At 66.1% G+C, this 26,547-nt stretch carries 24 protein-coding genes; 14 read left to right on the forward strand and 10 right to left on the reverse strand.

Features of this window, described 5'->3' with window-relative positions; genetic code table 11:
* Positions 1 to 99: 99 nt before the first annotated feature.
* A complete protein-coding gene (locus AU185_RS22640) occupies positions 100 to 1,395 on the reverse strand; it encodes an amidohydrolase family protein (protein WP_059101983.1) in 1,296 nt (431 codons plus the stop codon).
* Between the two features lie 259 nt (positions 1,396 to 1,654).
* Here AU185_RS22640 and AU185_RS22645 point away from each other — a divergent pair, with 259 nt between their 5' ends.
* The 7 genes from AU185_RS22645 to AU185_RS22675 are packed head-to-tail and all read left to right on the forward strand — an operon-like array spanning position 1,655 to position 7,514.
* Entirely contained in the window at positions 1,655 to 2,197 is a 543-nt protein-coding gene (locus tag AU185_RS22645) for a carboxymuconolactone decarboxylase family protein (RefSeq protein WP_059102108.1), read from the forward strand.
* Positions 2,198 to 2,202: 5 nt separating this feature from the next.
* A complete protein-coding gene (locus AU185_RS22650) occupies positions 2,203 to 3,546 on the forward strand; it encodes an aromatic ring-hydroxylating oxygenase subunit alpha (protein WP_059101984.1) in 1,344 nt (447 codons plus the stop codon).
* Positions 3,539 to 3,868 (forward strand): hypothetical protein, encoded by a 330-nt coding sequence (locus tag AU185_RS22655; protein ID WP_059101985.1) that lies wholly within the window; start codon positions 3,539 to 3,541, stop codon positions 3,866 to 3,868. Before AU185_RS22650 ends, AU185_RS22655 begins: the two co-directional genes overlap by 8 nt.
* Positions 3,844 to 5,127, forward strand: coding sequence for a metal-dependent hydrolase family protein (locus AU185_RS22660; RefSeq protein ID WP_231740454.1), 1,284 nt, complete (start codon positions 3,844 to 3,846; stop codon positions 5,125 to 5,127). Before AU185_RS22655 ends, AU185_RS22660 begins: the two co-directional genes overlap by 25 nt.
* A complete protein-coding gene (locus tag AU185_RS22665) occupies positions 5,111 to 5,575 on the forward strand; it encodes a nuclear transport factor 2 family protein (RefSeq protein WP_059101986.1) in 465 nt (154 codons plus the stop codon). Before AU185_RS22660 ends, AU185_RS22665 begins: the two co-directional genes overlap by 17 nt.
* The gene (locus AU185_RS22670) at positions 5,572 to 6,711 is read left to right on the forward strand and encodes an acyl-CoA dehydrogenase family protein (protein ID WP_059157012.1); all 1,140 of its coding nucleotides are present in this window, start codon (positions 5,572 to 5,574) and stop codon (positions 6,709 to 6,711) included. Before AU185_RS22665 ends, AU185_RS22670 begins: the two co-directional genes overlap by 4 nt.
* 14 nt (positions 6,712 to 6,725) lie before the next feature.
* Complete coding sequence (locus AU185_RS22675; protein ID WP_059102110.1) at positions 6,726 to 7,514, forward strand: acyl-CoA dehydrogenase family protein; 789 nt, start codon at positions 6,726 to 6,728, stop codon at positions 7,512 to 7,514.
* Positions 7,515 to 7,601: 87 nt separating this feature from the next.
* On the opposite strand, the gene AU185_RS22680 is transcribed toward AU185_RS22675, so the two are convergent.
* Together AU185_RS22680 and AU185_RS22685 are read right to left on the reverse strand one after the other, a co-directional pair.
* Entirely contained in the window at positions 7,602 to 8,384 is a 783-nt protein-coding gene (locus tag AU185_RS22680; RefSeq protein WP_059101988.1) for an enoyl-CoA hydratase, read from the reverse strand.
* Positions 8,385 to 8,396: 12 nt separating this feature from the next.
* Positions 8,397 to 9,572: an acyl-CoA dehydrogenase family protein gene (locus AU185_RS22685; protein ID WP_059101989.1), complete on the reverse strand. Its 1,176-nt coding sequence runs from the start codon at positions 9,570 to 9,572 to the stop codon at positions 8,397 to 8,399.
* A gap of 122 nt (positions 9,573 to 9,694) precedes the next feature.
* Here AU185_RS22685 and AU185_RS22690 point away from each other — a divergent pair, with 122 nt between their 5' ends.
* The 5 genes from AU185_RS22690 to AU185_RS22710 all read left to right on the forward strand — a co-directional run bounded on the left by AU185_RS22690 (position 9,695) and on the right by AU185_RS22710 (position 15,319).
* Positions 9,695 to 10,411, forward strand: a complete 717-nt coding sequence (locus AU185_RS22690; protein WP_082684037.1) for a TetR/AcrR family transcriptional regulator — start codon at positions 9,695 to 9,697, stop codon at positions 10,409 to 10,411.
* Between the two features lie 312 nt (positions 10,412 to 10,723).
* Positions 10,724 to 11,851: a cytochrome P450 gene (locus AU185_RS22695; RefSeq protein WP_156425643.1), complete on the forward strand. Its 1,128-nt coding sequence runs from the start codon at positions 10,724 to 10,726 to the stop codon at positions 11,849 to 11,851.
* Positions 11,852 to 11,895: 44 nt separating this feature from the next.
* On the forward strand, positions 11,896 to 12,732 hold the full coding sequence (locus tag AU185_RS22700) for a mycofactocin-coupled SDR family oxidoreductase (RefSeq protein WP_059101992.1): 837 nt from the start codon (positions 11,896 to 11,898) through the stop codon (positions 12,730 to 12,732).
* A 6-nt stretch (positions 12,733 to 12,738) separates the two neighbouring features.
* Positions 12,739 to 13,809, forward strand: a complete 1,071-nt coding sequence (locus AU185_RS22705) for a phosphotransferase (protein WP_059101993.1) — start codon at positions 12,739 to 12,741, stop codon at positions 13,807 to 13,809.
* Between the two features lie 73 nt (positions 13,810 to 13,882).
* Positions 13,883 to 15,319: a WS/DGAT/MGAT family O-acyltransferase gene (locus AU185_RS22710; protein WP_059102111.1), complete on the forward strand. Its 1,437-nt coding sequence runs from the start codon at positions 13,883 to 13,885 to the stop codon at positions 15,317 to 15,319.
* On the opposite strand, the gene fadD12 is transcribed toward AU185_RS22710, so the two are convergent.
* Positions 15,316 to 16,923 carry an acyl-CoA ligase FadD12 gene (gene fadD12 / locus AU185_RS22715; protein ID WP_059101994.1) on the reverse strand — a complete coding sequence of 536 codons (1,608 nt, stop codon included), beginning with the start codon at positions 16,921 to 16,923 and terminating at the stop codon, positions 15,316 to 15,318. The genes AU185_RS22710 and fadD12 overlap by 4 nt on opposite strands.
* Positions 16,924 to 16,925: 2 nt before the next feature.
* Positions 16,926 to 17,732, reverse strand: coding sequence for a lysophospholipid acyltransferase family protein (locus AU185_RS22720; protein ID WP_059101995.1), 807 nt, complete (start codon positions 17,730 to 17,732; stop codon positions 16,926 to 16,928).
* Positions 17,733 to 17,824: 92 nt separating this feature from the next.
* Between AU185_RS22720 and AU185_RS22725 the strand changes: the two genes are divergently transcribed.
* Together AU185_RS22725 and AU185_RS22730 are read left to right on the forward strand one after the other, a co-directional pair.
* A complete protein-coding gene (locus tag AU185_RS22725) occupies positions 17,825 to 18,910 on the forward strand; it encodes an NAD-dependent epimerase/dehydratase family protein (RefSeq protein ID WP_059101996.1) in 1,086 nt (361 codons plus the stop codon).
* Positions 18,911 to 18,928: 18 nt separating this feature from the next.
* Positions 18,929 to 19,771 (forward strand): SDR family NAD(P)-dependent oxidoreductase, encoded by an 843-nt coding sequence (locus AU185_RS22730; protein ID WP_059101997.1) that lies wholly within the window; start codon positions 18,929 to 18,931, stop codon positions 19,769 to 19,771.
* 8 nt (positions 19,772 to 19,779) lie between these two features.
* On the opposite strand, the gene AU185_RS22735 is transcribed toward AU185_RS22730, so the two are convergent.
* The 5 genes from AU185_RS22735 to AU185_RS22755 all read right to left on the reverse strand — a co-directional run bounded on the left by AU185_RS22735 (position 19,780) and on the right by AU185_RS22755 (position 26,536).
* Positions 19,780 to 20,589, reverse strand: a complete 810-nt coding sequence (locus AU185_RS22735) for an SDR family NAD(P)-dependent oxidoreductase (RefSeq protein ID WP_059101998.1) — start codon at positions 20,587 to 20,589, stop codon at positions 19,780 to 19,782.
* 122 nt (positions 20,590 to 20,711) lie between these two features.
* Entirely contained in the window at positions 20,712 to 23,177 is a 2,466-nt protein-coding gene (locus AU185_RS22740) for a CaiB/BaiF CoA-transferase family protein (protein WP_059101999.1), read from the reverse strand.
* A complete protein-coding gene (locus AU185_RS22745; RefSeq protein WP_059102112.1) occupies positions 23,177 to 24,118 on the reverse strand; it encodes an enoyl-CoA hydratase/isomerase family protein in 942 nt (313 codons plus the stop codon). The genes AU185_RS22740 and AU185_RS22745 overlap by 1 nt, the downstream gene beginning before the upstream one ends.
* A 100-nt stretch (positions 24,119 to 24,218) precedes the next feature.
* Entirely contained in the window at positions 24,219 to 25,361 is a 1,143-nt protein-coding gene (locus AU185_RS22750; RefSeq protein ID WP_059102000.1) for a M24 family metallopeptidase, read from the reverse strand.
* Positions 25,361 to 26,536 carry a M24 family metallopeptidase gene (locus AU185_RS22755; RefSeq protein WP_502688001.1) on the reverse strand — a complete coding sequence of 392 codons (1,176 nt, stop codon included), beginning with the start codon at positions 26,534 to 26,536 and terminating at the stop codon, positions 25,361 to 25,363. The genes AU185_RS22750 and AU185_RS22755 overlap by 1 nt, the downstream gene beginning before the upstream one ends.
* Between the last annotated feature and the right edge of the window lie 11 nt (positions 26,537 to 26,547).

Below are 26,547 nucleotides of genomic sequence, written 5' to 3' on the forward strand. Positions count from 1 at the left end.
AACGGCGCACACGTCAGTGCGCCGGCGCGTGAACGCCCTTCCCGCACCGGCGCACTACGAGACGCTCCCCCAGTCGTCGGCCGGAGGATCGTCCCATGTTCAGTCCTTGTTGCCGGTCAGCTCCTTGGCCCTCGCTGCGAAGTCCGCGAAATTCGCGCCGGTCTTTTCCTTCTTCGACAAGGCTTGGATCGAGACATCATGGCCTTCGGCGGCTTTGCGCAGGGCGCCGACGGTGGCCTGTTCGCGGCTGATGTGGGTGAACGGGTCCCAGTGGTACCAGCGCATCGCGTTCTCGAAGGTCATCTTGTTGATTTCGTCGTCGGGCACGTCGTTGGCCTTGAGGACCTCGTCGAGCTGCTCGGGGGCCCCGGGCCACATCGAATCGCTGTGCGGGTAGTCGGCTTCCCAGCAGATGTTGTCCACCCCGATCTGGTGGCGCACCGCCACTCCGACCGGGTCGGCGATGAAGCAGGTCAAGAAGTGCTCGCGGAACACCTCACTGGGCAACTTGCCGCCGAAATCCTGGCCCGTCCACGTCGAGTGCATCTCATAGGTGCGATCCACCCGCTCCAGGAAGTACGGAATCCAACCCGTCCCACCCTCAGACAACGCGATCTTCAGCGTCGGATACTCCTTGATCGGACGCGACCACAACAGATCAGCCGCGGCCTGCACGATGTTCATCGGCTGCAACGTGATCATCACATCCATCGGCGCATCCGGGGCCGTGATCGCCAACCGCCCCGACGACCCGATGTGCACATTGAGCACCGTCTCGGTGTCGACCAACGCATCCCACATCGGCTTCCAGTGCTCGAAATCATGAAAACTCGGATAACCCATCGCCGACGGGTTCTCGGTGAACGTCAACGAATGCACCCCACGCTCGGCATTGCGCCGAATCTCTGCCGCGCACGCCACCGGATCCCAGATCACCGGCAACGTCATCGGGATGAACCGCGCCGGATAGGCCCCACACCACTCCTCGACATGCCAGTCGTTGTAGGCCTGCACCAACGCCAAACTGAACTCCGGATCCTCGGTGGCGAACAACCGGCCGGCAAAACCCGGAAACGACGGAAAACACATCGAACCCAAAATGCCCCCGGCGTTCATGTCCTTGACCCGCTCATCGACCTGCCAACAACCGGGCCGGATCTCATCCAGACCTTGGGGCTCCAGGCCGTACTCCTCCTTGGGCCGCCCGGCGACCGCATTGAGCGCGACATTGGGGATCACCGTGTCGCGGAACTGCCAGGTGTCCGAACCATCGGGATTGTGCACCAACCGCGGCGCCTCATCGATGTACTTGCGCGGCAGATGATTCTTGAACATATCGGGCGGTTCGACGATGTGATCATCGACGCTGATCAAGATCATGTCGTCCTTGTTCATGCCCGTTCCTTTCGTCGCATCCTCCGAGGCTATCCATCACGCTGTTCTCAATGTGAGGAAACTATCTTCTCACCGTACGAGAATCAATGTCCGAAAGCCACCCTAGGCCCCTCTGGCAGCACTGTTGGGCCCCGCGCCGCACCGTCGTGACCACCCGTTCCGGCGTCACACGTTGACCATTCCCGCGAAAGGTGGAAATCTATTGGCGAAATATGAGAACCTGATTCTCATCGCCGAGAGGACACAGGAAGGAGTCGCCTTGCGCGTGTCGCCGCTGCCCGCAGAAGAGTGGGATGAAGCCGTCGACCACTCGATCTCCGGCATGCTGCCTGCGGAGCGGCGCAACCCCGAAGACGCAGGCAATCTGCTCGCCACAATGGTTCGGCACCCGAAGCTCACCCGGGCGTTCCTGCGGTTCAACAATCACCTGTTGTTCTCCTCGACGCTGCCGCCCCGGCTGCGCGAGTTGGCGGTGCTCCGCGTCGCGTATCTGACGAACTGTGAGTACGAGTGGCGGCACCACGTCGAGATGGGCCGTGACGAGGGTCTGACCGATGAGGTCATCGATGCCCTGCAGCGCGGCGAGGCCTCAGACGAGCTCGACCGGGCCGTACTGCATGCGGTGGACGAACTCCAGGACAAGGCCAACGTCTCCGACGCGACGTGGGCCGCCTTGTCCGAGCACCTCGAGGAACGTCAGCTGATGGACCTCGTCTTCACGATCGGCTGCTATGGCGCACTGGCCATGGCGATCAACACTTTCGGCGTAGAACCCGACTCCGAAATGCACGCAGAGAGGTAGATATCGTGGCGTTTTTCCCCAAACCAGCCGAGGGAAGCTGGACCGAACACTGGCCGGAGCTCGGTACCTCGCCAGTCGATTACACCGACTCGATCGACCCCGAGCAGTGGAAGCTCGAGCAGCAAGCCATCTTCCGCAAGTGCTGGCTGAATGTCGGTCGGGTGGAACGTCTTCCCAAAAAGGGCAGCTACTTCACTCGCGAGATGCCATCGGCGGGCCCGGGCACGTCGGTGATCATCGTCAAGGACGGTGACAACGAGGTGCGCGCGTTCTACAACATGTGCCGCCACCGCGGAAACAAGTTGGTGTGGAACGACTATCCCGGCGAAGAGGTTTCCGGTACCTGCCGGCAGTTCACCTGCAAGTACCACGCCTGGCGCTACAACCTCAAGGGTGACCTGACGTTCATCCAGCAGGAAGGCGAGTTCTTCGACGTCGACAAGGCCGACTACGGGTTGGTGCCGGTGCGCTGCGAGGTGTGGGAAGGCTTCATCTTCATCAACTTCGACAACAACGCCGAACCGCTCACGGACTACCTCGGCGAGTTCGCCAAGGACCTGGAGGGCTATCCCTTCCACGAGATGACGGAGACGTATTCCTACCGGGCCGAGGTCAATTCGAACTGGAAGCTGTTCATCGACGCGTTCGTCGAGTTCTACCACGCACCGGTCCTGCACATGAAGCAAGCGGTCAAGGAGGAAGCCGAAAAGCTGGCCAGCTACGGCTTCGAGGCCCTGCACTACGACATCAAGGGCAGGCACTCGATGATCTCGTCGTGGGGCGGGATGAGCCCGCCGAAAGACCTGAACATGGTCAAGCCCATCGAACGCGTGCTGCACAGCGGGTTGTTCGGACCGTGGGACCGCCCCAACATCAAAGGCATTCTGCCCGACGAGCTGCCACCGGCAGTCAATCCGGCGCGCCATCCGTCCTGGGGCCAGGACTCTTTCGAGTTCTTCCCGAACTTCACGCTGCTGCTCTGGGCGCCGGGCTGGTACCTCACCTACCACTACTGGCCCACGGACGTGGACAAGCACATCTTCGAGTGCACGCTCTACTTCGTTCCCGCCACCAACACCCGCGAGCGGCTTGCGCACGAACTCGCGGCGGTGACGTTCAAGGAGTACGCGTTCCAGGACGCCAACACGCTGGAAGCCACCCAGACGATGATCAACACCGGGGTGGTCAAGGAATTCCCGCTGTGTGACCAGGAAATCCTGCTGCGCCATCTGCACAAGACGGCGTGGGACTACGTGAACGCCTACAAGAAGGAAAAGGGCCTCGAGAGCGGTGAGGGTAACGGTCAAGCCACCTCGCCGGCCAGCCAGAAGGATTCGATCAATGCCTAAGTTGCCCGAAGAATTCGCCGACCTCGAGCGGTTCACGGACTGGTGCCTGCCCACCGAGGAGGAGCGCTATCAGAAGCGGCTGTCCTCGACGATGGCCGAGATGCAGGACTTCTACGACACCGCGTTCCCGCGGCTCGAGGCGGTCATGGAATACTGCGACGCCAGGTTCCCCCTGGACGGAATGCCCGAGGATGCAAAGGCTCTCATCCACATGATGCAGTCATTGGTCAACGTGTCGTTCCCGATCGAAGTGTGGAAGCAGCCACGGGTGCTCGACAGTGGCGCCACATACATCACATGCATCAAGGAGCCGGTGGTCTGACATTGTCTGCTCTTCGCGCGAGCGGCCCATCGCCGGGCGTATTGACCCTCAAGGCAGCGGGTCTGCTCGACGTCGACGCCGGCGAGATCGTCCGGCCCGGCGTCGTGCGGGTCGAGGACGACCGGATCGTCGCCATCGGTGGCGCAGCGGAGGGCGACGTCATCGACCTGGGTGACTCGATCCTTCTGCCCGGCCTGATGGACATGGAGGTCAACCTGCTGATGGGCGGCCGGGGCGAGAACCCCGGCCTCTCCCAGGTGCAGGACGATCCCGCGACCCGCGTGCTGCGCGCCGTGGGCAACGCCCGACGCACGTTGCGGGCGGGCTTCACGACGGTGCGCAACCTCGGATTGTTCGTCAAGACAGGCGGTTACCTACTCGACGTCGCGTTGGGCAAGGCGATCGATGCCGGCTGGATCGAGGGTCCGCGCGTCGTTCCGGCGGGGCATGCGATCACCCCGACGGGCGGCCATCTCGACCCGACGATGTTCGCCGCCTTCATGCCCGGGGCGCTGGAGCTGACGATCGAGGAAGGCATCGCCAACGGTGTCGACGAGATCCGCAAGGCAGTGCGGTACCAGATCAAGCACGGCGCCGAGCTGATCAAGGTCTGTGTCTCCGGCGGTGTGATGTCGCTGACCGGAGAGGCGGGCGCACAACATTATTCGGATGAGGAACTGCGGGCCATCGTGGACGAGGCGCACCGGCGTGGCCTGCGGGTCGCCGCTCACACGCATGGCGCCGAGGCCGTCAAGCACGCGGTCGCCTGCGGCATCGACTGCATAGAACACGGGTTCCTGATGGACGATGAGGCCATCCAGATGCTGGTCGACAACGACCGGTGGCTTGTGACGACGCGTCGGCTGGCCGAGGCGATGGACGTGTCCAAGGCGCCGAAGGCGTTGCAGGACAAGGCTGCCGAGATGTTCCCCAAGGCGCGCACGTCGATCAAGGCGGCCTACGAGGCGGGTGTCAAGATCGCCGTCGGCACCGATGCCCCCGCGATTCCGCACGGCAAGAATGCCGATGAACTGGTGACCCTTGTCGACTGGGGTATGCCCCCCGCTGCGGTGCTGCGCGCGGCGACCGTCGTCGCCGCCGACCTGATCAGCAAGCCGGACCTGGGCCGCATCGCGGAAGGCTTTCTCGCCGACATCATCGCGGTACCCGGCGATCCTCTGACGGACATCAGCGTTACACGCGATGTCAACTTTGTAATGAAGGGCGGTAAGGTCTTCAAGAATGACTGTGCCAACTGACAAAACCAGGACCGACGACCTCGTCGAGATCCAGCAACTGCTGGCGAAGTACGCCGTCACCATCACCCAGGGCGACATCGAGGGGCTGGTCTCGGTGTTCACCCCGGACGGCACGTACAGCGCGTTCGGCTCGACCTACACGCTGAACCGCTTCCCCGAGTTGGTCGACGCCGCCCCCAAGGGACTGTTCATGACCGGGACGTCGTTGGTGCACCTGGATCAGAAGGACCCCGACAAGGCGACAGGCACCCAACCGTTGTGCTTCATCGAGCACTCCAAACACGACATGCGCATCGGCTACTACAACGACACCTACGTCCGCACCGACGACGGCTGGCGGCTGAAAACCCGTGCCATGACGTTCATTCGGCGCAGCGGGGAACACGACTCCGGCCGCCCCCACGCGATCGGACGGCCCGACCCCGATGCGGCTCCGGAGGCGCGATGACGGACGACCTCCTCGATCCCACCGCGTTCCGCACGGCGCTGCGCAAATGGCTCGACGACAAGCTCGATTCCGGCGAACTGACCCCGCTCACCGACAACCATTCCCTCGACGCGCATCAAGCCCAGCACTTGCGCGTGCTCAAGGCCCTGTACGACGCCGACTGGATGCGCTACGGGTGGCCGGAGTCGGCCGGTGGCCTGGGCGGACCGGATATCCTGCGCGCCATCGTCGGCGAGGAGATCGTCGGGCGCGGGCTCGACCATCCCGGGCCGTACTCGATGCTCGACGTTCTGACCCCCACGATGATCGACTATGCCCGGCCCGAGTTGGCCGCCGAGATGGTGCCGCGGCTGCTGTCGGGTCAGGAGTCCTGGTGCCAGGGCTTCTCCGAACCCGGTGCGGGCAGTGATCTGGCCTCGCTGACGACTCGTGCTGTGCAGCAGGGTGACACCTGGATCGTCAACGGGCAGAAGGTGTGGACGAGCTTCGCGCAGTACGCGACGCGCTGCATCCTGCTCACCCGTACCGGCGATGCGGGCACCCCGAACCACGAGGCCATCACGGCGTTCTTCATCGACCTGGACTCACCGGGGGTTTCGGTGCGTCCGCTGCAGACCATGCACGACATCGACGAGTTCTGCGAGGTCTATTTCGATGACGTCGTCGTGCCTGCAGACCGCATGCTCGGCTGGCCCGGCGACGGCTGGAAGCTGGCCATGGATCTGCTGCCCTATGAGCGTTCGACCTGTTTCTGGCAGCGCATCGCCTATCTGTACTCGCGGTTCGACGCGCTCATCGACGAAGTCAAAGGGCTTGGCACGGCATCGGACTCGGATCTAGGCGAGGCATATCTAGCGCTGCACACGCTGCGTTGCCGGTCGCGTGCGACGCAGTACCGGCTGGCGGGCGGTGAGAAGCTGGGCGCCGACACCTCGATCGACAAGGTGCTGTTGGCAACCGCCGAGCAACGGCTCTACGACACCGCGCGCGATCTGTTGCCGGGCAGGATCGAACTCGACGACGACGCATGGCGGACGGAGTTTTTGTATTCGCGGGCCGCGAGCATCTACGGCGGAACCGCCGAAGTGCAGCGCAACATCATCGCCCGTCGCCTGCTCGATCTCGGTAAGGAGTGACCGTGGAGACCGGTATGGACGCCGAATCGCTGGCGATGCTCGAGGACACGCTGCGCAAGACGATGCTGTCAGCCTCCGGCGCCGAGCTGGACGCCGCGCTGGCCGAGCTCGGCTGGGCCGAGATGCTGTCGGACATGCCCGATCAGGCAATTCCCTTGGTGTTCCGGCTGCTCGGCGAAACGGGTTCACACGCTTCGGTTCTCAACGATGTGCTGCTGGAGACCATTGGTGGCATGCCGGGCGGTACGCCGCCGATGCCGTACGCCGGGGGCAGTTGGGTGGTGTGGGAACGCGCGTCGAACAACGAACCCACACTGGCTGACCTGCCGCTGCGCCGGGTGCCCGACGGTGAGCTGATGCGGATGGGCGAGGCGCGACGGGCCGTCGGCTGGTGGCTGGTCGGCTCGGCCCGAGGGATGCTGGCCCTGGCCCGCCAGCACGCACTGGACCGGGTGCAGTTCGGCAAGCCGATCGCGTCCTTTCAAGCGGTTCGGCACCGGCTGGCCGAGACGCTGGTGGCGATCGAAGGCGCCGAGGCGACACTCGGACTGCCCGGGACCGAAAGCGCTGACCTGACCGCGATGCTGGCCAAGGCGGCCGCGGGCAAGGCGGCGCTGACCGCGGCCAAGCACTGCCAGCAGGTGCTCGGGGGGATCGGCTTCACCGCCGAGCACGATCTGCATCGCCACATCAAGCGCGCCCTCGTGCTCGACGGATTGCTCGGCAGCTCACGGGAACTCACCCGAAAGGCCGGCGCCGGACTGCGGGCCCGCGGCTCGGCCCCCCGCCTCGCCTACCTGTAGCTCCCCTTCTGCGCGAGCGACCGTGTCTGTACGCCGACACACCGGTCACCGCGTACATTTGGCGGTCGCTCGCGCAGATGAACTCACCTACTGGATGTTGGCTTTCATCTCGTCGAGGTTCACCAGCACCGGCCAACCACCCACGCTCAGGGCATTGCCATGGCCGGTCTGGTGGATGTCGAACACCGACTGGATCGCCGCGTAGAAACCCTGCACATCCAGCGTCTGGTTCACCGCACGCTTGGCCTGCCGCAGCGCAAACGGGTTCATCTTCGCGATCTGCTCGGCCAGCGCCCGGGTTTCCGAGTCCAGCTGATCGCGCGGCACCACCTTGTTCACCATGCCGGTGCCGGCCACCTCGTCGGCCGTCATCGCCCGCCCGGTGAACAGAATCTCCTTGGCCTTGCGCGGACCGAGTTCCCAAGTGTGGCCGTGATATTCGACGCCGCCGATACCCATCAGCACCACCGGGTCGGAGAACTGCGCATCGTCCGCGGCGATGATCAGGTCGCATGGCCAGCACAACAGCAGCCCGCCGGAGATGCAGCGGCCTTGGACCGCGGCGATCGACGGCTTGGGCACGTTGCGCCAGCGCAGCGTGTACTCCAGATAACGCTTGGCCTCGTGCTGGATGATGAAGTCCAACGTGATCTTGTCCGGTACGGGTCCCCCGCCGCGCAGATCGTGCCCGGCTGAGAAGTGTTTCCCATTGGCACGCAACACGATCACCGAGACCTCGTTGTCTTCTGCCGCGCGGGTCCACGCCGCGTCGAGTTCATCGAGCAGCTCCGGGTTCTGCGCATTGGCAGCCTCGGGCCGGTTCAACGTGATGGTCGCGATACGGTCGGCGACGTCGTATTCGATGTACATGTTGCAATCCTTCTAATTTCGCGGCAGGCCCAGCAGTCGCTGGGCGATGATGTTGCGTTGGATCTCGGAGGTGCCGCCGGCGATCGTGCCGCCGAACGTCCGCACGTAGCGTTCGAACCAGCCGCACCTGTACAGGTCGAGGTGATGAGCGCTGTACGGGCCGGAGAAGTTCGGCGCGAAAAGCGCGTCGGTGCCCGCGGCGGCGAGCGCGTACTCCGTCGCCGCCTGCGACGCCTCCGAGCCGAGAAGTTTGAGCACCGACAGCGCGGACACGTCTTCATCGCCGCGTGCTGCGCGGGCCAGCGCGACCGAGCCGAGCAGCCGCAACGCCTGGTTGTCCATCACCAGCCCGGCGTACCGGTCACGATCGAGCGGGGAGCAGGGCCGGAAATCTTCGACGAGCTCCTGCAGGCGATCGGCATAGCTGAGCCACAACATGTTTCGCTCATGACCAAGCGAACCGTTGGCTACCCTCCAGCCCTCGTTCAGCGGCCCGACCAGGTTCTCGACGGGCACCCGCACGTCGTTGAAGAAAACCTCATTGAAGTCCAGGTCGTCGACGTCGCACAGCGATGCGAACGGCCGCCGCACCACTCCGGGGAGGTCGGTCGGGATCAGCAGCACGCTGATGCCCTTGTGTTTGGCGGCTTTCGGATCGGTGCGGACAAAGGTCAGCAACACATCGGCGTCGTGTGCGCCCGACGTCCACACCTTCTGCCCGTTGACTACGAAGTGGTCACCGTCAAGGACGGCGCTGGTGCGCAGCGACGCAAGGTCGGACCCCGCGCCCGGTTCGCTCATCCCCAGCGACGCGGTGATCTCGGCCCGCAGGATCGGAACCGCCCAACGCTGTTGTTGCTCGGGGGTGCCGAACGAGATCAGCGATGCGGAGATGATGCCCACACCCTGCGGGTTGTACGTCAGATACACGCGACGGCGTGCCAGTTCCTGTTGGTGAACATACTGCTGCAGGATCGTGGCGTTACGGCCGCCGAATTCCGGCGGATATCCCGGCAGCAGCCAGCCGTTGTCGAACATCAGCCGCTGCCAGTCCCGAGCCCAGGCCGGGACATCACTGCTGGACCGCGACCGCTCGACGGCCGCGGCGTCGGAGGGAAGATGCTCGTCGAGGAACGCGTTGAACTCGGCGCGGAACGCCTCGACATCAGCATCGAAGGTCAGCTGCACGAGACTCCCGCTGGATCAAATTTTTGGTAAGCCTACTGTTATCTCCAAAATGAGAATACTATTCTCATCGTGAGAAAGTTACAATCTCTGACACGTTGGCCGCGAGGGGGTCGAGGACCGCAATGGCAAGGCGTTCTCCGGTACAGTCAGTTCATGTTCTCCCCACTCGACCTGCGTCTGAGTCGCCGGTGACGAGCCCAAGCGAAGAGCCGGCCTGGAAGCAACGCGCGGTCGAGCGATCGATCAAAACCGCCAAACTCCGGGCCGCGCAGCGGGTGCAGCGCTTCCTGGATGCCGCCCAGGCGATCATCATCGAGAAGGGCAGCACGGACTTCACCGTGCAGGAGGTCGTGGACCGCTCGCGGCAGTCGCTGCGCAGTTTCTATCTGCAGTTCGACGGCAAGCACGAGCTTTTGCTGGCGCTCTTCGAGGACGCCCTGAGCCGGTCTGCCGACCAGATCCGCGCCGCCACCACCACCGAAGATGAGCCGATCGAGCGGCTCAAGGTCGCGGTGCAGTTGCTCTTCGAGTCGTCGCGGCCCGACCCCACGGCGAAGCGGCCGCTGTTCACCGACTTCGCACCCCGGCTTCTGCTGTCGCATCCGACCGAGGTGCGCGTCGCCCATGCGCCGCTGCTGGCACTGCTCACCGAGTTGATGGAAGAGGCCGGCGAGGCCGGTCAACTCCGCGAGGGCATCAATCCCAAGCGGATGGCGGCGATGACCATGCAGACGGTGATGTTCGTGGCGCAGTCGAACGGCGCCGAAGACGGCACCACCAAGCCCATCACAGCCGACGAAGTGTGGGATTTCTGCTCCCACGGTTTCGCCGCCCGCTAGCCGAGAACTGCGTTCTCGCGCCTTGAGCGAGAATCGTGTTCTCCCCTCCAAAGCGCGTCGGTGCGACGACGACCGCGGCCCATCTGAGAACGATGTTCTTCGTAATGAAGAGCCGGATTAGGCGAAGATGAATCGCTTGTTGACACCCTCGTGTGGCGAATGCCAGAGTTGTGAGACAAATACCATTCCGATGTCTTACGCCACCCTGGTCCACCGAGAGGCGACCCCGTGACGATCAGTGCCCAGAATCCGACCGTCGACGCCGTGTACTTCGATCCGTACGACGTAGAACTGAACGCCGATCCGTACCCGATGTTCCGGCGGCTACGCGACGAGCAGCCGCTGTACTACAACGAGCAGCACGACTTCTACGCAGTCAGCCGCTTCGCGGACGTCAACAGGGCCCTGGTGGACTGGGAGACCTTCAGCTCTGCCCGCGGCGCCATCGTCGAGTTGATCAAAGCCAACCTCGAGATGCCCCCGGGCACAGTGATTTTCGAGGACCCGCCGATCCACGACATCCACCGCAAGCTGCTGGCCCGGATGTTCACCCCGCGCAAGGTCAACGCGCTCGAGCCGGTGATACGCGAGTACTGCGCCCAGAGCCTGGACCCGTTGATCGGCGCCTCGCGATTCGACTTCGTCGCCGACCTCGGCGCGCAGATGCCGATGAAGGTGATCAGCGCACTGTTGGGCATCCCCGAAGACGACCAGGAGATGATCCGCGATCACGCCAACGCGCAATTGCGCACGGAGGCAGGCCAACCCATGAAGGCCGGCACCGACTTCGCGGTCGGTGACCTGTTCGAGGCCTACATCGACTGGCGCGTCGAGCATCCCTCCGACGACATCATGACCGAGTTGCTCAACGCCGAGTTCGTCGACGAGACAGGCACCACCAGACGGCTGACCCGCCAGGAGTTGCTGACCTATCTCAATGTGGTGGCCGGCGCAGGCAACGAAACCACGACGCGACTGATCGGCTGGGCGGGCAAGGTCCTGGCCGAACACCCCGATCAGCGCCGCGACCTGGTTGAGAACCCGGCCCTGATCCCCCAGGCGATCGAGGAGATTCTGCGTTTCGAACCGCCCGCGCCGCATGTGGCCCGCTACGTCACCCGCGACGCCGAATTCTACGGCCGGACGGTGCCGGCGGGCAGCGTGATGATGATGCTGATCGGCGCCGCAGTGCGCGATCACCGCCAGTTCCCGCCGGACGGCGACGTGTTCGACATCCACCGGGAACCCCGTCAGCACTTGGCATTCAGCGTGGGCACGCACTACTGCCTCGGCTCGGCCCTCGCCCGGCTCGAGGGACGCGTCGCCCTCGAGGAGATCCTCAAGCGCTTCCCCGAATGGGACGTCGACGTGGCCAACGCGTCGCTGTCCCCGACATCGACTGTCCGCGGCTGGGAGTCAATGCCGGCTCTCCTTCCGTGACCTTCTATGAATTTCCTTCCAGCAACTACGAATTGAGGTAACCAATGACTGGACGTGTCGAAGGCAAGGTCGCTTTCATCACCGGCGCCGCCCGTGGCCAGGGCCGCGCGCACGCCGTCCGCCTGGCGCAGGAGGGCGCCGACATCATCGCCGTCGACATCTGCAAGCAGATCGACAGCGTGCGAATCCCGCTGTCCACTCCGGAGGATCTGGCCGAAACCGCCGACCTGGTCAAGGGTTTGAACCGCCGCATCTACACCGCCGAGGTGGACGTCCGCGACTTCGACGCGCTCAAGGCCGCGGTCGACGCCGGTGTGGAGCAGATGGGCAGGCTCGACATCATCGTCGCCAACGCCGGCATCGGCAACGGTGGCGAGACGCTGGACAAGACCAGCGAGGGTGACTGGACCGACATGATCGACGTCAACCTGGCCGGCGTGTGGAAGACGGTCAAGGCCGGTGTCCCGCACATTCTCGCGGGCGGCCGCGGCGGCTCGATCATCCTGACCAGCTCGGTCGGCGGCTTGAAGGCCTACCCGCACACGGGTCACTATGTCGCAGCCAAACACGGTGTGGTGGGCCTGATGCGGACGTTCGCCGTCGAGCTGGGTGCGCAGAACATCCGCGTCAACTCGGTGCACCCGACGAACGTCAACACCCCGCTGTTCATGAACGAACCGACGATGAAACTGTTCCGGCCCGATCTGGAGAACCCGGGCCCCGACGACATGAAGGTTGTCGGCCAGCTGATGCATACGCTGCCGATCGGTTGGGTCGAACCGGAGGACATCGCCAACGCCGTGCTGTTCCTCGCTTCCGACGAGAGCCGCTACATCACCGGTGTGACTCTGCCCGTCGACGGCGGCAGTTGCCTGAAGTAGTTCCGGGTGACCGCAGCGGAGCTGTCCCTGCCCGGTAATTGGGACGAAATCACGCCCGATTGGATGACTGCGGCGCTCGCCGAGCACTTTCCGGGCGCCACCGTCGAACGTGTCACCGTCGCGTTGCGTGACGACGGCACCAACCGGCGGGCGCGGCTGGCGTTGACGTACTCGGCGGGTTCGGGGCCTGCGACGGTGTTCGCCAAGGCCGTCGACCCCGACCACGCCGAGCTCGTCGCGCTCACCAGCGGCCTGTTCCACGAACCGCGACTCTTCAGCTCGGGTGTGACGCTGCCGCTCGACCATCCGACCGTCTACGCGGCGCTCATCGACGAGCCGGGCTCCAATTTCCTGATGATCATGGAGGATGTCGTCGCCCGGGGCGCCGATCCGCGCGACTCGACCCGGCCGATGTCGGTCGAGCAGGTCGCCAACGGAGTCCGCGGGCTGGCGCGGATGCACAGCCAGTTCTGGGGTGAGCGGCTGATCGCCGACCCCGCGCTGGGCTGGCTCGAGCCGTTCGTCGCGTTCGAAGGGCTCGAGTACGCCCCGTTGCACATCGCCCATGAGCGACTCGGGAATTCGGTATCCTCGGAGATTCTCGGCTTGAGCGGAACGGAGCTGTTCGTCGACGTCTGGGCCCGCTACATCGGCACGCTGACGACTGCGCCTCAGACGCTGCTGCACGGTGATCCGCACATCGGCAACACCTACGTCCTTCCCGGCGACGAGGTCGGGTTCCTGGACTGGCAGATGGCCCGCCGCGGCAACTGGTCGTTGGATCTCGGCTATTTCCTGCAGGGCGCGTTGACGATCGAGGACCGCAGGCGGTGCGAGCGCGATCTGCTCGACGAGTACCGCGCGGCACTCACCCTGCCCGCGGCCGAACTTCCGTCGGCCGAAGAGGTTTGGCTACGGTACCGCGCGTCCGTCGCGCACGGGCTCGCCATCTGGATGGCCACCCTGTCGGGTGGCGACGCCTGGCAGGACGCAGCCGTCTGCCTCGCGTTGGCGCAACGGTATTCGGCGGCGTTCCTCGACCTCGACACGCGGGCGGCGCTGGCGGCGATCACTTAGCCGAAATCCCCCGATCTTGACGGTCCGGTGGTTCGATAGAGCCTTCGGGGCCGACGGTCCGCAGGGGGTGCGTGTGAAGCGACTCAACGGCATGGACGCCATGCTGCTCTACAGCGAGACACCAAACCTGCACACGCACACGTTGAAGGTGGCGATCGTCAACGCCGCCGACTTCGACGGCGAGTTCACGTTCGACCTGTTCCGGCGCACCATCGCCCGGAGGCTGCACCTGCTCGACCCGTTGCGCTACCGGCTCGTCGACATCCCGTGGAAGCTGCATCATCCGATGTGGCTCGAGGACTGCCCGGTCGACCTCGACTATCACCTGCGCCGCGTGCAGGTGCCGAGCCCGGGCGGCCGCCGCGAGCTCGACGAGGTGATCGGCCGGATCGCCAGCACGCCGCTCGACCGCACCCGGCCGCTGTGGGAGTTCCACTTCGCCGAGGGAATGGCTGACGACCGCTTCGCGCTCATCGGCAAGGTGCACCACACGCTGGCCGACGGCGTCGCCTCGGCGAATCTGCTTGCGCGGCTGATGGATCTGGCCGATGGGGCCCAGGACGAGCGCGAAGACTATGCGACATGCGATCCGCCGACGAAGGCGCAGTTGCTGCGGGAGGCCGGCCGCGACAACGCTCGCCACGTCGCGGCGTTGCCGCGCCTTCTCGTCGACGCGGGGCGGGGCGTCAGTCGCTTGCGGCGGCGGTTCCGGGGCCAGAGCGAGTCCCCCGATCTGGCCAAGATGTTCAAGACGCCACCCACATTCCTCAACCATGTGGTGTCGCCTGTCCGCACTTTCGCCACCGCCTCGGTGTCCCTCGCCGACGTCAAGGAGACGGCCAAACACCTCGGCGTGACGTTCAACGACCTTCTCCTGGCCATGGCGGCCGGTGGCTTGCGAGAACTGCTGCTGCGCTACGACGGGCGGGCCGACCGGCCGATCATGGCGTCGGTGCCGGTGTCCACCGACCGGTCGCCCGACCGGATCACCGGCAACGAAATCGGCGGGCTGTCGGTGTCGTTGCCCGTACACATCGACGACCCGTTGGAACGCGTCCGCTTGACGTCCTTCGCGACCTCGCGAGCCAAAGAGGTCTACGAACTACTCGGCCCGACACTGCAGGCGCGGATGATGGACTACCTGCCGCCGCCGCTCGCGCCGGCGCTGTTCCGCTGGCAGGCCCGACGCGCGTCCCACAATCCGCTGATGAACGTCGCGATCTCCAGCGTCCCCGGACCGCGCAGGCACGGTCATGTCGGAGGCGCGAAGGTGAGCGAGATCTATTCGGTCGGTGTGCTGTCGCCGGGCAGTGCGTTCAACATGACGGTGTGGAGCTACGTCGATCAGGTCGACATCTCGGTGCTCTCCGATGACCAGACCTTCGACGACGTCCATGAAGCCACCGACGCGATGATCCACGGGTTGGCCGAAATACGTGACGCCGCAGGGCTTCCGGCGCTGTCGACGGTCGATACGGCGATGGCGCCGGCCACCGCCACCACGACCTAGGTCACCAGATCGCGGAGATCGTTGCGCAGCACCTTGCCGGTGCTGCCCCGCGGCAACTCGTCGAGGACCGTGATCTGCCGCGGCACTTTGTAATTCGCCAGGTTCTCCCGCACGTGCTGCTTGAGGTCGTCCGGGTTGGCGCTCGCACCGCCGCCGAGCACGACGAATGCCGCGAGGCGCTGGCCGTACTGCTCGTCGTCGACGCCCAGCACCACCGCCTCCTCGACGTCGGGATGCGCGGCCAGCGTCTTCTCGACCTCGATCGGATAGACGTTCTCTCCGCCGGAGACGATCATCTCGTCGTCTCGACCGACCACGAACAACCGGCCCGCGTCGTCGAGGTAGCCCACGTCGCCCGACGCCATGAAGCCCTCGTGGAAGTCCTTGGTCTTGCCCGAGGTGTACCCGTCGAACAGCGTGCCGCTGCGCACGAAGATCTGCCCTGTCTGCCCGTTGGGAAGCTCGTGGAACTCCGCGTCGAGAATGCGAATCTCGGTGCCGTCGGCGGGTGTTCCGGCCGTGTCGGGCGCCGCCCGCAGGTCGCTCGGCGTCGCGGTGGCGATCATTCCGGCTTCGGTCGCGTTGTAATTGTTGTAGATCACGTCACCGAACCGGTCCATGAACTTGATCACCACGTCGGAGCGCATCCGCGACCCTGATGCCGTGGCGAACCGAAGTGACTTGCCGCTGTAGCGGTTCAGCACTTCTTCGGGCAGGTCCATGATGCGGTCGAACATCACCGGCACCACGACGAGGCCGGTCGCCCGGTACCGGTCGACCAGGTCCAGGGTCGCCTCCGGATCGAACTTGCGGCGGGTGACGATGGTGCAGGCCAGCAGCGCGGCGAACAGCAGTTGAGAAAAGCCCCACGCGTGGAACATCGGTGCGACGATGACGGTCGCCTCCTCGGCGCGCCACGGTGTGCGGTCGAGCACCGCCTTGAGATCGCCTGCGCCGCCGCTGCCTTCGCCGCGCTTGGCGCCCTTCGGCGTTCCGGTGGTGCCCGACGTCAGCAGGATGATGTCGCTCTTGCGCTCGGCGGGAGCCGGTCGCTTGCCGAGATTGGCATCGATGAGCCCGTCGAGCGTCCGCCCGTCGGCGGGCCCGTCGGTCCAGGCGAGGATGCGGACGGCATCCGGCTTGTCGGCCATCGCCCGCTCGACTATCGCGGCGAACTCCTCGTCGTAGATGACGACGTCGGCGCCTTCGCGATCGACCACCTCCGCCAGCGCGGGACCCGCGAACGAGGTGTTGAGCAGCAGCACGTCGGCGCCCACCCGGTTCGACGCCACCAGTGACTCGATGAAGCCGCGGTGGTTGCGGCACATCACCGCAACGGTTTTCGGCGTACCGCCGGGCAGGTTCTGCAGCCCGGTGGCCACGGCGTCGCAGCGGTCGTCGATCTGCTTCCAGGTCAGCGTGCCGCGTTCGTCGACGAGGCCCGGGCGGTCCGGGCACCGTTGTGCGGCCGCCGCGAAGCCGACCGTCGCGGTCATTCCGACCCGGCGCATCGCCGCGCCCATCCGCAGGTACTTGTCGGGCCGCAGCGGCGCGATCAGGCCGGCCCGCCACAGCGTCTGCACGAGTCCGAGAACGTCGGCCACGGTCAGCCCAGCACCGGGAAGCGGCGTTCTGAGGCCAGCTCGTCGAGCGCAGCCTGCATCACCGAGCGCACGTGCGCGTCGACCTCCTTCACATCCGCGTTCTCGCCGAACTGCTCGACCACATCGATCGGCGGCAACACCCGCGTGACGATCTTGGCAGGCAGCGGGAGGTTCGGTGGGAAGATCGCCGACAATCCGAACGGGAATCCGACGGACAGCGGCAGGATCTCCATCCGCACCTTCTTCAAGCCGAGGCGCCGCGCGATCGAGTCGCCGCGCGCGAGGAACAGCTGTGTCTCCTGACCGCCGATGGACACCATCGGCACGATCGGCACACCGGTCTCGATCGCGGTCCTGACATAGCCTGTGCGACCGGCGAAGTCGATGACGTTCTCGGAGAACGTCGACCGGTAGGAGTCGTAGTCGCCGCCCGGGAACACCAGCACGACGGCGCCGTCCCGCAGCGCCTTGGCGGCGTTCTCGCGGCTCGCCTCGATGACCCCGGCGCGACGCAGCCAGTCACCGAGGTTGGCGATGAACACCCCGTAGTGGGCGAGCGTGTACACGGGACGATCGAAGCCGAACTTCTTGTAGAAAGCCGGGGCGAAGATCAGCACATCCGGAGTCAACATCCCACCGGAATGGTTCGACACCACCAGCGCGCCGCCGGCCGCCGGCATCGCGTCCATGTCACGCACCTCGGCGCGGAAGTACCGCTTGATGAGTGGGCCGACCGTGTTGATCACGCCCCGCGTGAACGCGGGATCCCACTTGGCGACTTCCGGCTTTTCAGCCCCCGTGCTGCTCATGTGGTACCTGTCATACCCGCGCCCCCGCCTCTTGCACCCGATTATGCTACTTTCGGAAAAAGAGAATGTCATATTCGCAGGTGGGAGGCGCTGTGGCGGGGACAGTGGTGGTGACCGGCGGCTTCGGCCTGGTGGGTTCGGCGACCGTGCGCAGGCTGGCCGAACTCGGCCGCTCGGTGGTCGTGGCCGACCTGGACACTCCCGCCAACCGTAAAGCGCAGTCGACGCTACCCCGCGGCACCTCGGTTCGGTGGACCGACCTGACCGACGAGGATCAGGTGCAGCGCCTGATCGCCGACGTCGCCCCGGAGGTGATCATCCACCTCGCCGCCGTGATCCCGCCGCCCATCTACAAGAACCCGAAACTCGCGCGGCGCGTCAACGTCGACGCCACCGCGACGCTGGTGCGCATCGCCGAACAACAGCCGATGCCACCACGCTTCATCCAGGCCTCGAGCAACGCGGTTTTCGGTGCGCGCAACCCGCACACCGCGCAGGCACCGCTGCGGGCCGACGACCCGATGCGCCCGTGCGACCTGTACAGCGGAACCAAGGCGGAGGCCGAAGCGATCGTCCGGTCCTCGACGCTGCCGTGGGTGGTGTTGCGACTCGGTGGTGTGCTGAGCACCGATCCGAAAGCGATGGCGTTGAGTTCGGACGCCTTGTATTTCGAGAGCCTGCTGCCCACCGACGGTCGGTTGCACAGCGTCGACGTCCGCGATGTCGCGTGGGCGTTCGCCGCCGCCACCACCGCCGACGTCCTCGGGGAGATCCTGCTGATCGCCGGTGACGACTCGCACCGGATCCGGCAGAGCGAAGTGGGCGTGGCGCTCGCGGCGGCGCGCGGCCTCACCGGTGTGCTGCCGCCCGGCAGGCCCGGCGACCCCAACCGCGACGACGCCTGGTTCGTCACCGACTGGATGGACACCACCCGCGCGCAGGAGGCCCTGCAGTTCCAGCACTATTCGTGGCCGGACATGCAGGCCGAGGCCGCGGCCAATGCGGGCTGGACCCGGCATCTGATGCGGCTGCTCACCCCGCTCGCACCGCTGCTGCGCGAAATCCTCAAACGTCGCGGCGCGTACTGGAAGGCGCCCGGACAGTACGCCGACCCCTGGGGCGCGATCCGCAACCGGTTGGGGGAGCCCGCGTGGGATCAACCCCGCGAGCTGTCCTGAGCGCATAGGGTTCGCCGGGTGGACACTTTTAGCGGGCGCGCGGCGGTAATCACCGGCGGCGCGAGCGGCATCGGGTTCGCCACCGCAACCGAATTCGCCCGGCGCGGCGCCCGGATCATGCTCAGCGACATCGACTCGGCGGCGCTCGACCGTGCCGTCGCGGACCTGCGTGCCGACGGCGTCGACGCGCGCGGCGTGGTGTGCGATGTGCGAAAGCTCGACGACGTCAACCGGTTGGCCGATGAGGCCTTCGGCGTGTTCGGCGACGTGCACCTGGTGTTCAACAACGCCGGCATCGCCTACGCCGGACCGATCGCCGACACCAGCCACGACGACTGGCGGTTCGTCATCGACGTCGACCTGTGGGGCCCGATCCACGGCGTGGAGGCCTTCCTGCCGCGGCTGATCGCGCAGGAGGCCGACAGCCATATCGCGTTCACGTCGTCGTTCGCGGGCCTCATTCCGAACGTCGGCCTGGGACCGTACTGCGTGGCGAAATACGGTGTCGTGGCGCTCGCCGAGACGTTGTCCCGCGAGATGCGCGGCAACGGCATCGGCGTGACGGTGCTGTGCCCGATGATCGTCGACACCAACCTGCTCGCCAACACCGAACGCGTCCGCAGCCAGGACTACGGCCCGCCCACCCCGTCGGATGCCGAGACCGTGCAGCAGTTGGCGTCCGACCCCAGCGACGACTCGGTGCTCGACGTCGACGAGGTGGCGCGGCTGACCGTCGACGCGATCCAGGCCAACCGGCTGTATGTGCTGCCGCACAGCGCGGCCCGCGGCTCGATCCGGCGCCGGTTCGAGCGCATCGATCGCACCTTCGACGACCAGGCCGCCGACGGCTGGCCACACTGAGCCGCCGATCACTCTGCAGGACCGAGTGTCGGCCTGCCGGTCCGTGGGTGGTGGTACCAGCCGCCCGCCGCGTGCGTGCCCCCGTCGACGTGGATCGTCTGTCCGGTGATATAGCTGGCCATGTCCGAAGCGAGAAAGACCGCCGTGGAGGCGATCTCGTCGACATGTCCCGGCCGGCCCATCGGAATGCCCGGCGCGACATCGGGCCGAAGCGTGCCGCCCGACATCTGCATCAGTCCCTCGGTCAGCGTGAGGTCGGGAGCGATCGCGTTGACGCGGATGCGGTGCGGCGAGAGTTCGAACGCCGCGGTCTGGGTGTAGTTGATCACGCCCGCCTTGGCGGCGGCGTAGGCGGCGTAACCCGGTGCGGCCCTGACACCTTCGATCGACGTCACGTTGATCACGCTGCCGGGCTGCCCACGGTCGACCAGGCGCCGCGCCACCCGCTGGGTGCACAGCAGCACATGGCGCAGGTTGGCTTTGTACAGCGCATCCCAGCCGTTCTCCGTAGTGTCGAGCAGCGGGGAGAAGAACACGCCGCCGGCGTTGTTGACCAGGATGGACACCTCGCCGAGTTCGTTGACGGTGCGCTCGAGCGCAGCGTCGACCTGGCCGCTGTCCCGGACGTCGGTGACGATGCCCAGTGCGCCAATACTTTCGGCCGTCGCCGCGCAGGTCTCGGCGTCGCGTTCCCAAATCGCGACCGACGCGCCGAATGCGGCCAGCCCTGCGGCGACTCCTCTGCCGATGCCCGCGCCGCCGCCCGTGACCACCGCGACGCGTCCGGTCAGCAGGATGTCTGTGGGGTTGATGGCCATCGGTCGAGGTTAGCGACTCGCTACGCGCCTAGCGCCGAGATTGCAGTGAGGGTCGTTCGCTGACGGACAGCCGTGGCTGCAATCTCGGCCGTAGCACGACGTCACGGTCATCCATGCGGCCGTCATCCGGTCTTGGTGGTGCGGATCGTGAGTCCCTTCGGCGCGTTGCCGATGACCCCCTGTCGCTCGAGGTCGATGATCTCATCGTCGGAGAGCCCCAGCCCGGCCAGTACTTCGTGGTTGTGCTGTCCGAGCAGCGGTGCCGGGCTGCGATGGAAGCCCTGCCGCGCCGAGGAGATGCGCATGGGCAGCGTGCTGTGCCGGGCCATGGGGTTGACGGGATGGTCGACGTGCTCGTAGAAGCCGCGGTGCACCACTTGCGGTAGTTCGCCGACCCGGTGCGGTTGCATCACCTTGGCCACCGGTACTCCGGCCTCCCACAGTGTTTCGACGATCTGGTCACCGGTCCGTGTGCCGCACCACCGGCTCAGATGGTCGTCGATCGCGTCGTGGTGCCGGCGACGGCCATCGAGGGTGGTGAGTTCTTCGGTCGCCCAGGCCGGGTCGCCGAGGGCGGCGACCAGGGCGGCCCACTGTTCGTCGGTGGCCACCGCGATCGCCACCCAGTCGTCGGGTCGGCCGAACTCGTCGAGTTCACCGGTGCGGTACAGGTTCTGCGGCGCCGCGGTGGGTCCCCGATTCCCCTGCCGCTGCAGCAGATTGCCGTATGCCGAGTACTCGACTACCTGCTCGGCCGCGACGTTGAGTGCGGCGTCGACCATGGCCGCTTCGATCCGCACACCCTCGCCCGTTCGCCGCCGGTGCGCCAGTGCGAGCAGCAACGCGTTGAGACCGTGCACACCGGCGTTCGGGTCGCCGACGGAATACGGTTCGACGGGATTCTGGTCGGGATGCCCGGTCAGCCAGGTCATCCCGGAGCAGTCCTCGATCACGTAGGCGAACGCGGGCTTGTCGCGCCACGGACCGTCGAGCCCGAAGCCCGGCATGCGCATCATGATCGCGTCGGGGCGCAACCGGTGCACGGCATCGAAGTCGAGGCCGATCTGGTCGAGCACCCGAGGTGTGTAGTTCTCGACGATGACATCACAGGTCTTGACCAATTCGCGCAGCAGTTCCACGCCGCGGTCCGAGCGGATGTCGAGCGTGACGCTCTTCTTGTTGGTGTTCAACCCCGAGAAGATCGGTGAGCGCTCCCACCACTGCTCCTCGCTGGTCGGCACGCCGGCGATCAGCCGGGTGCCGTCGGGCCGCGCGGTGGACTCGACGTGGATCACTTCTGCCCCCAGCAGCGCCAGCGCGTGTGTGCACGACGGCCCGGCCCAGAAGCTCGTCAAGTCGAGCACCCGCAGGCCCTCGATCGGCGAACGGATCTCACTCTCCGTTGCACGAGCGCTCACTCTTGTACGGTTTGAGGGCTCGAAACTGTACATGGATGAGCGCTCGGCGGTTAATGGGTCACCCTGGCGTACCGTTCGCAAACGGTATTGCTCGGTGTGCTCGCCGAGCCGGGGCGCGGGCCGCGGCTTGCGCAGCAGCGACGGGCTGGTGCGGTACGGCGCGCCCGGCTGCGTGAAGCCGTCGCGCGGATTGGTGACGAATGTGCCGCGCTCCTCGAAGTGGTCGAACGAGGTGACGTTGGCGCCGTTTCCGACCGGTGCGTTCGGGATCCGGAACGCACTGGACAACTCGAGGATGTCCTCGACGCGGTTGTCGCGCACCCACGCGTAAATCTGCTCGGCGTGGATGTTGGCCTGTTCGGTGATGGACAGGTCGGCCTGTTCGTCGATCCATTCGTCATGGCCGACCATGGCGCACAGGTCGAACCACTGTTGCGCGGTGCCGCAGCCCAACGCCACCAGGCCGTCGGCCGCCGACGCCACACCGGGGATCGTCAGGCGGCGACGGTCGCGGAACGGTCGCCCGAGCGCGTCGTGAAAGGACACCGAATAGTAGGTCAGGCTGAGGATTTCGGTTTCCAGCATCGAGACGTCGACCAACCCCGCGGCGGTCGCCATCGTGCCCGCAGCCGCGAAGGCGCCGGTGAGCCACTCCCCGATCTGTCCCGCCACGAACAGCGGCGCGCGGTCCTGCGCCCCGCGGCCCAGCCCGATCACCCCACCCGACCACGCCTGCACCGTGAACTCGGTGGCGGGCTTGTCGGCCCACGGCCCCTCGAGGCCGAAGGGGCTGATCGCAGTGACGGTCAGATCGCTGTACGCATCTGCGATGGCGGCCGGTGCGAATTCGTCGAGCGCCGCGACCGTCGATCCACGTGACCACACCACCGCGTCCGCAGACCGCAGCAGCCCACGGAGGAGCTCCACGTCGTCGGCGCTCTGAGGGTCGACGACGACGCTGTACTTGGAGCAAGACAGGAAGCTGAACAGCGCGCCGTCACTGCCGGGTTCGATCCGCGCACCCGAAGCCGACCAGGTCCGCAGCGGATCACCTTCCGGAGACTCCACTTTGACGACCGTGGCACCACCGTCTGCGAGCAGTTTGGTGCAGTAGGCACCGGCGATCCCGCTCGAGAGATCGATGACGGTGTAGTCGTCCAACGCCGCCACTACTGGCCCTTCTCTCGATTCCGCTTGCTCAACCGGAACTCCGGAGGGAACTTGTCGTCGTTGTCGTTGACGGCGTCGGCGAGGCCCGCGTCGATCGCATCCCCCAGCATGAAGTCCTCGCCGTCGGGTCGCGCGAAGCCGCCCATCGACTCGAACATCGCCGACAACAGGCTGCCCAGATATTCGCCTTGGAACTGCTTGACCACCTCGAAGAACATCTTCTGCTGAAACACGCTGTCCACCGGGCGGTTTCGGGCGCAGGCGTGCGCGTACTTGGCCACCTCGGCCTCGAGCTGATCTCGCGGCACCACCTTGTTGAGGAAGTTGCAACCGAACATCTCGTCGGCGGTGAACGGCCGACCGGTGAACACCATCTCCTGAAACGGCCGCAGCCCCATCGTCATCACCCACGTCCACATCCGCGGGCCCCACCCGAAGTACCGGAACGACGGATGACCGAACAGCGCGTCGTCGCTGGAGATCACCAGGTCCGCGTCGGCGCACTGGTAGAAGTGCCAGCCGTAGCAGTAGCCCTTCGCCTCGACGATGCTGATCTTCTTGAGCTCCTGCAGCGCCCGGTTTCCGGCGGCGACGTTGGCGTACCACTGCCCCATCGTCGCGCCGTGCCGGAACGACCCCTTCGGCGGATACGTGACGTCCGGATCGTCGACACGCAACTCGGCCAACCGGGCCTCGTCGTCACCGGCCATGAAGTCCGGCAGATCGGCACCGCTGCCGAAGTCCTCTCCAACACCGCGAATCACAACCACTTTGACGTCGTCGTCGACGGTGGCGCCGCGCAGCAGGTCGGCGTATCGCAGCCGGGCCGCCGACGTGGGTGCGTTCAAGTACTCGGACCGGTTGAACGTGATCGTCGCGATCTTGGTCGACGGGTCCTTCGCGTAGAGAACGATGTCCTCAGGAGCGGGCGGGCCTGTCACGGTGGTCCTTTCACCGCGAGCGACCACAAAATGTCGCCGATTGACGGCGTGTCGTGTGCAGACACGGACGCTCGCGGGGAGAAGGAGAAGCAGTCATCGGTCAACCGATTCCGACGCCCGCACCACTCCAGAACGCGCTGGAGGTCAACACCTCGCCGCCGTCGGCGGTGATGTGCACGGCCTCGCGACCGAAGACCGCGCCGACGCCCTGCTGCCAGACGTAGCCGGTGACCGCGAGCACCATGCCGGGTTCGAGCACCTCCTCGGCCACGGTCGCTCGCAGCGCGGGGGTGACGACCGGTGAATCGTAGCCGAGGCCGAGGCCGTGGGCGACGGGCATGGCGGGCAGCGGCTCGCCTGCCGCCTCATATGCACCGAGCAGGTCACTGGCCGGATAACCCGGACGGCAGGCCGCTATCAACCTGTCCCACAGCCTGTTCCACCGGTCATACAATTCCGGCACCGCTGTTCCGTCGACGTCGCCGACCGGCCAGGTGCGACCGACCTCGCCGACATAGCCGTCGGCCAACGCGCCCGCGGAGAACGCGACCAGGTCCCCGTTCTCGATGCGCCCGTCGCCGCGGGCACGCCGCCACGGATGCTCCTTGCTGGTCGCCCAGGCACCGTCCTGGGTGGCGGGGGTGGTGACGCCGCCGGCCGCCATCGCTTCCATCAGCGCCCCGGTCAACGCCTGCTCGGTGACGCCGGGTGTCAACTCGGCGCGGGCCGCCTCGAGCGCCGCCTCGGCCACTCCCAGCGCGCCGCGCAGCACCGCGATCTCGTCGGCCGTCTTGATCCGGCGGGCCGCCCGCAGCGCGGGTTCGGCGTCGACCAGTTCGGCGTTCGGGAATGCCATCGGCAGAAGTTGGGCGAATGTCGGTGTCAGCGAGTCGGTTCCGACTCGTTTGACGGTGGCAGCGCCGGGGAGCGCCTTGAGCACCTCGACGAGCGTCATCGGGTTCCACGCCAACCCGTAGAGGTGGTCGTGCGGGATCTCGTCGGGGATACCCTCGTCCCACGTGCTGTTGAGGTGGATCTCTCCGGTCGACCGCACGACCTCGCAGATCGGCCCGAAAGGGCGGGTGCCCGCGACCCAGAGTTGCGGGGCACCGGTCACGTATCGGACGTTGGCCTGGCGGCCCAGAACGAGGATGTCGATGTCGCGGTCCGCCATCTCGGCCAGCGCGCGTTCGCGGCGTCCCCTTCGCAGATCGGCTGCATCAGGGAGGATTTGGAGTGCCATCAGATCCGTCCGTAGGGTGCGTAGGGGTAGTCGGTAATCGATTGGTAGCCGTCGTCGGTGATCACCACGATCTCCTCGCTTCGATAACCACCGGTACCGTCCTCCCACACCACCGGTTCCAGCACCAGAAGCATCCCGGTCGGAAACACGAAGTTGTCGTCGAACTCCTCGCCGAGATCGGTTCCGATCATCGGCATTTCGGCCGCATTGGTGCCGATTCCGTGGCCGAGGTAGAAGTGCGGCAGCCACGGCTTGTCGCCTCCGTTGGCGGCGATGGCCGCGCGAGCCAGGTCACCGGACGTCGCACCGGCTTTGGTGACCGCCAGCACCGCGGACAGGATCTCCCGCCACTTGTCGAATTGCGCCTGCTGGCGGTCCGACGGCTCCTCCTCGACCAGCCAGGTGCGGCCGAAGTCCGAGCAATAACCCGTGTAGGTGATGCTGACGTCGGTCCACAACACGTCCCCGCGTGCGAGTTCGCGTTCGGTGGTCAGCAGCGGCAGCGCGAGATCACCGGTGGTGGTCCAGACAGACCCGCTGGTCTTCGTCGTCGGCATCACCTGCCAGATGGCCTCGAGCATGTTGGCCGTCGCCCCGAGTTCGAACGCCCGCCGGACGAAGGCCGCCGAAAGATCGACCTGGCGAACCCCGGGCGCGAGCGCCTTCTGCACATCCACCATGGCTTCTTCGGTGATGCGGCAGGCGTTGCGGACGCACGAGACCTGGTCGGGCGTCTTGACCAACTTGGCGGGTCCCACGACCTGCGCGGCGTCCGACGGCGGGCCGGCGGGGAACAGCGTGCCCGACGCGCGGCGCATCGCACCGGTCAGCTCGTCCACCGCGACGGCGCCACCGACGGGCACCAGGTCGGCCAGCACCTTCGCGAATTGTGCGACGCCCTCGTCGAATTCGAGGTACAGCGGGCCGTGCACGTGATCGGCCGGCACCTCGTACTGCGCGGCCGATCCCTCGCGCAGCGGCATGAACAGGTGTGGGTGCGGGTCGTCGGCGAGCACGATCGCCACCGGCCGTTCGACGTGGGACAGCCCGGCATCGAGCAGCGGCCAGCTGACACCCGTCGCGTACACGACGTTCCCGTTGCCGATGAGAACGAGTGCATCGACGCCCTTTTCGTTCATCGAGTCGCGCAGCCGGGCCCCGCATTCGCGGTACATCCGGGCGCGGT

It is taken from the genome of Mycobacterium sp. GA-0227b (genome assembly GCF_001499855.1).
Lineage (GTDB): Bacteria > Actinomycetota > Actinomycetes > Mycobacteriales > Mycobacteriaceae > Mycobacterium.

Coding starts and splice junctions, on each gene's coding strand:
- AU185_RS22640 (WP_059101983.1), bottom strand. CDS start 1,395: ATGAACAAGGACGACATGATCTTGATCAGCGTCGATGATCACATCGTC.
- AU185_RS22655 (WP_059101985.1), top strand. CDS start 3,539: ATGCCTAAGTTGCCCGAAGAATTCGCCGACCTCGAGCGGTTCACGGAC.
- AU185_RS22660 (WP_231740454.1), top strand. CDS start 3,844: ATGCATCAAGGAGCCGGTGGTCTGACATTGTCTGCTCTTCGCGCGAGC.
- AU185_RS22665 (WP_059101986.1), top strand. CDS start 5,111: ATGACTGTGCCAACTGACAAAACCAGGACCGACGACCTCGTCGAGATC.
- AU185_RS22670 (WP_059157012.1), top strand. CDS start 5,572: ATGACGGACGACCTCCTCGATCCCACCGCGTTCCGCACGGCGCTGCGC.
- AU185_RS22675 (WP_059102110.1), top strand. CDS start 6,726: ATGGACGCCGAATCGCTGGCGATGCTCGAGGACACGCTGCGCAAGACG.
- AU185_RS22680 (WP_059101988.1), bottom strand. CDS start 8,384: ATGTACATCGAATACGACGTCGCCGACCGTATCGCGACCATCACGTTG.
- AU185_RS22690 (WP_082684037.1), top strand. CDS start 9,695: ATGGCAAGGCGTTCTCCGGTACAGTCAGTTCATGTTCTCCCCACTCGA.
- AU185_RS22695 (WP_156425643.1), top strand. CDS start 10,724: ATGTTCCGGCGGCTACGCGACGAGCAGCCGCTGTACTACAACGAGCAG.
- AU185_RS22700 (WP_059101992.1), top strand. CDS start 11,896: ATGACTGGACGTGTCGAAGGCAAGGTCGCTTTCATCACCGGCGCCGCC.
- AU185_RS22720 (WP_059101995.1), bottom strand. CDS start 17,732: ATGAGCAGCACGGGGGCTGAAAAGCCGGAAGTCGCCAAGTGGGATCCC.
- AU185_RS22735 (WP_059101998.1), bottom strand. CDS start 20,589: ATGGCCATCAACCCCACAGACATCCTGCTGACCGGACGCGTCGCGGTG.
- AU185_RS22750 (WP_059102000.1), bottom strand. CDS start 25,361: ATGGCACTCCAAATCCTCCCTGATGCAGCCGATCTGCGAAGGGGACGC.
- AU185_RS22755 (WP_502688001.1), bottom strand. CDS start 26,536: ATGTACCGCGAATGCGGGGCCCGGCTGCGCGACTCGATGAACGAAAAG.